Here is a 4,020-nt window from a genome sequence, read left to right as displayed (position 1 = left end):
GGGGTACCTAAACTCCATCTCAAGAGACGAATGGAGAAAATACCGGTCACTTGGATATACGCTGGATGCCCAGATTGGGGTCTATGGTATTGAAAGACAGTATGAAGCGTTTCTAAAAGGGATTAACGGCGCGCTTATCATCGAATCCGGCAAAGACCCGGGCGGCAGATTCCGCATATCGGAAGTACCTGCAGTTCCCGGGAATGACCTGGTTCTGAATCTTGATGCCCGGTTGCAATCGGTCGCGGAACAAGCGCTTGCGGAACAGGTTCGTCTGATCAATTCGGATCCAAAGAAACGAAAGGTGTCCCATGCGTCGGCAGTGGCTATGAACCCGAATACGGGAGAGATTCTGGCAATGGCCAGTTTCCCCGGATTTGACCCCAATGTCTGGGTGGGTGGCATCTCCTCCGAGAACTACCGGGCCTTTCAACCATCCCAGCAAAATTGGGCGCTGCAGGTTCCCGTTCCCCCAGGTTCCACCGTGAAGCCGCTGACCCTGTTGTTGGGCTTGGAGAGCGGGGTGGTATGGCCTGGGAGGCTGATCCATGATCCGGGAAAATTGCAGATCGGTTGGGATCGCAACAGGGACCCCCATTACTTCTATTGCTGGAATCATGCGGGTCACGGAAATGTGGACGCCAGGCGGGCCATTGCCCAGTCGTGCAATGTCTACATGTATCAGTTGAGTCTCTGGTTGGGAAATTATTCCCAGTCAAAGGATGCAACCCAATGGTTGAAAACCGAATTGCCCATTGCCATGAAGCGTTTTCGCGACTACCACAATGCATTTGGCTTGGGTGTGTCCACGGGGATCGATTTGCCCGAAGAGGTGTACGGTCGTTTTCAAACCACGGGTCAGCTGGCCGATCTGCCTTTCGCCTCTATCGGTCAAAATCAGGCGTATACTACTTTGCAACTGGTTCAATATGCAAGTATGCTGGCGAATGGCGGAAAACGAATGGAACCCCATGTGGTGCGGGAAATCAGATCCTTTGACGGAAAAACCGTAAAACGGATCGAACCGAAAGTGCTGGATCGGGTGAAGATCGATCCAAACAATCTGAGGGTGGTCCGAGAGGGAATGCTAGATGTGACTGCAAAACCATACGGAACCGCTTATAACACCTTTCGGGATGCCGCCTATACGATAGCGGGCAAGACGGGAACGGCAGAAACGGGGCAAGGAGAAGACAACGCTCTGTTTGTCGGATATGCCCCCTATGACAGCCCGCAGATTGCCATAGCCGTGGTTGTGCCCGAGGGGGGACACGGGTCCGATTCCAGCGGCCCCATCGCGCGAAAAATTCTGGACGCTTTTTTTCAGGAAGGAATAAGCCCCTGATTTGACGAATAAATACGAGACGTTAAACGTGACTTCGAATGTACCGCAAGACAGGAGGACGCAGATGCAGAGTCAACCCGGGTGCGAGATGCCTCGCTTATTCAGACATCCAGTTACAATCAAAGGCATCCGTGATGGTTTGGTTTTTCTCTTTGACGATCAATGCCCGTTTGAAGAGATTCTTGAGGATCTCAGAGAGAAGTTGCATAGCGATCAAGGCCAGTTGTTATTCGGGCCGATAGTTCGTGTGACCATACAAACCGGCAAGCGGGTGTTGTCAGATTCGCAGAAAGAGAAGGTCCGCGAAGTGTTGGGCGTCTTCGGAAATTTGCTGATACAAGGATTTGTCTCAAGTATCGAGGGAGACACTTCCCATTCAAAGTCTGCGTCGTTATTGTACAAAGGAACCCTGAGGTCCGGACAACGGATTGAGTATGACGGGGACGTTACCGTAGTCGGGGATGTGAATCCCGGTGCCCAGGTACTGGCAACCGGCGACATTTTTGTGATGGGGACACTGCGTGGAATGGCACATGCCGGCTGCAACGGAAACCAGGATGCGGTGATTGGCGCAGTGTACTTTCAACCTACCCAATTAAGGATCGGCAACGTGATTTCCCGTTCACCGGATGCTGCATCACCTATGGCGCCTGAAGTTGCCGAAATGGAGTTTGCTTACTTGCGAAACGGCCAGATGGCGGTTGACAAGCTTTTTAACCTTTCGAGCATCCGGCCCAGGAAGTAGGGTACCATACAGCGCGAATGATTGATAAAACTATAGGGTTTTGGTTAGGAGAGGGTATCGCGATGGGTGAAGCTATCGTTGTTACATCCGGAAAGGGAGGCGTTGGAAAGACCTCCACTTCCGCCAATATCGGAACGGCACTTGCGCTTGCCGGCAAAAAAGTCTGTCTGGTTGATACGGATATCGGCCTCAGGAATCTCGACGTGGTCATGGGTCTTGAAAACCGCATCGTTTATGATGTGGTGGACGTGGTGAACGATAACTGCCGCCTGGAACAAGCTTTGATCAAGGATAAACGGTTTGACCATCTTTTCTTGCTGCCCGCGTCCCAAACCAAGGATAAGACCGCACTGGTTCCGGAAGCGATGAAAAAGATTGTGCAGGATCTGAAAGACAAATTCGATTATGTAATCATCGACTGTCCGGCAGGAATTGAACAAGGTTTTCAGGTGGCAATCGCCGGGGCTGACCGGGCGATTGTCGTGACGACTCCCGAGAATGCGGCTGTTCGTGATGCTGACCGGGTTATTGGATTGCTGGAAAGCGCCAGGATTCACGGCCCGAAGTTGGTCATTAACCGGATTCGCCCACATATGGTGCGTCTTGGAGACATGCTTGACATTGATGAAATTGTATCGATTCTTGCTATCGACCTTCTGGGTGTCGTACCTGACGATGAAAGTGTGATTGCCGGCTCCAACCATGGGGAACCGACAGTACTGAATCCGTCTTCGAAAGCGGCCATTGCTTACCGGAACATCGCAAGACGAATCCTTGGAGATTCGGTGCCTTTGATGAATCTGGAGGAAACAACCGGTTTGCTTGGCAAATTCAAAAAAATCATGGGGTTTGGCAAATAAGCCCGGCACCAAAAAGGACATACTGGGATTAAAGGGGAATTGGGTTTCGGAAGCCTGATTCCCTTTCCTATTCATTCCTGATTTTGGTTGGGGGTGAGCATATGATTGAACGGGCACCCAACAAACGGATTCGGGACATTGATTGGGGAATCGTCCTGATTGTCGCGGTGCTGGCGATCCTTTCGGTGGTAATGGTCTCAAGCGCAACACGGGTCAATATCACCGGGGATCCATCCTACTTTTATATCCGGCAGACCCTTTGGTTTGTCATCGGGTTTGCAGCGATGTTTCTTGCCATACGAATTGATTACGCTGAATGGGAAAAGCGTTGGAAATCGTTATATGGAGCGGGTGTCTGCTCCCTTGCCCTGGTGAACCTTGCGGGCAGCGCGGCAAACGGGGCCAGAAGCTGGTTTCAACTGGGACCTTTGAAACTGGAGCCGGCCGAGTTTATGAAACTCGTACTGATTCTTGTGTTGTCCCGCTTGCTGAAGGATTGCCAGGCAAGTATTACATACAGGCAGTTGGCAAGAATTCTGCTGCTTGCGGCGATTCCGATCGGCCTTGTCATTCTGCAGCCCGATTTGGGAACTGCCATGATGATGAGCGCGATTGTTTGCGGGATGTTGTGGAGCGCGGGCATCCCGCGAAGACATTTGCTGGGCCTTTCCGCAATCGGAGTGTCGTTTGTCGGTCTGTTGTTACTTATGTACGTTGTCAGACAGGACTTGTTCTTTGCCGCAATTCAGCCCTACCAGTGGGAACGGCTTACGATGTTTCTCAATCCGGAAACGGTCAAAAGCGGGGCTGGCTACCAGCTGTATCAATCCATGCTGGCCATTGGAGCCGGTCAGTGGTTCGGGGAGGGAGTTTACCGCGGGTCACAAACACAAGGCGCCTGGATTCCGGAGAGGCATACCGATTTTATCTTTTCGGTCATCGCAGAAGAATTGGGTTTTTTGGGAGCCGGATTTTTGCTGGTGTCCTATTGTATATTGTTGGTTCGTATGGCAAAAATCGGGAGGGAAGCCCGTGACAATTACGGTTCGTTGGTGGTGGCCGGGGTTCTG

General features: G+C 51.7%; 4 protein-coding genes. All 4 read left to right on the top strand.

All coding sequences use genetic code 11. The features are described 5' to 3' along the window. The coding region (locus EFBL_RS11115; protein ID WP_269432696.1) for a penicillin-binding transpeptidase domain-containing protein at positions 1–1,345 on the top strand (1,345 nt) is incomplete at its 5' end. A 64-nt stretch (positions 1,346–1,409) separates the two neighbouring features. Next, on the top strand, positions 1,410–2,090 hold the full coding sequence (minC, locus tag EFBL_RS11110; protein WP_096182201.1) for a septum site-determining protein MinC: 681 nt from the start codon (positions 1,410–1,412) through the stop codon (positions 2,088–2,090). A 62-nt stretch (positions 2,091–2,152) separates the two neighbouring features. Then, a complete protein-coding gene (gene minD, locus EFBL_RS11105) occupies positions 2,153–2,950 on the top strand; it encodes a septum site-determining protein MinD (protein WP_096182200.1) in 798 nt (265 codons plus the stop codon). Positions 2,951–3,051: 101 nt separating this feature from the next. Further along, a partial coding sequence (locus EFBL_RS11100; RefSeq protein ID WP_096182199.1) for an FtsW/RodA/SpoVE family cell cycle protein occupies positions 3,052–4,020 on the top strand: 969 nt, incomplete at its 3' end.

The sequence above is a fragment of the Effusibacillus lacus genome, assembly GCF_002335525.1.
Classification (GTDB): Bacteria; Bacillota; Bacilli; order Tumebacillales; family Effusibacillaceae; genus Effusibacillus; species Effusibacillus lacus.
The sequence above is the reverse complement of the archived record's forward strand: the minus strand, read 5'-3'. Positions and strand labels throughout refer to the sequence as shown.

Coding starts and splice junctions, on each gene's coding strand:
- minC (WP_096182201.1), top strand. CDS start 1,410: ATGCAGAGTCAACCCGGGTGCGAGATGCCTCGCTTATTCAGACATCCA.
- minD (WP_096182200.1), top strand. CDS start 2,153: ATGGGTGAAGCTATCGTTGTTACATCCGGAAAGGGAGGCGTTGGAAAG.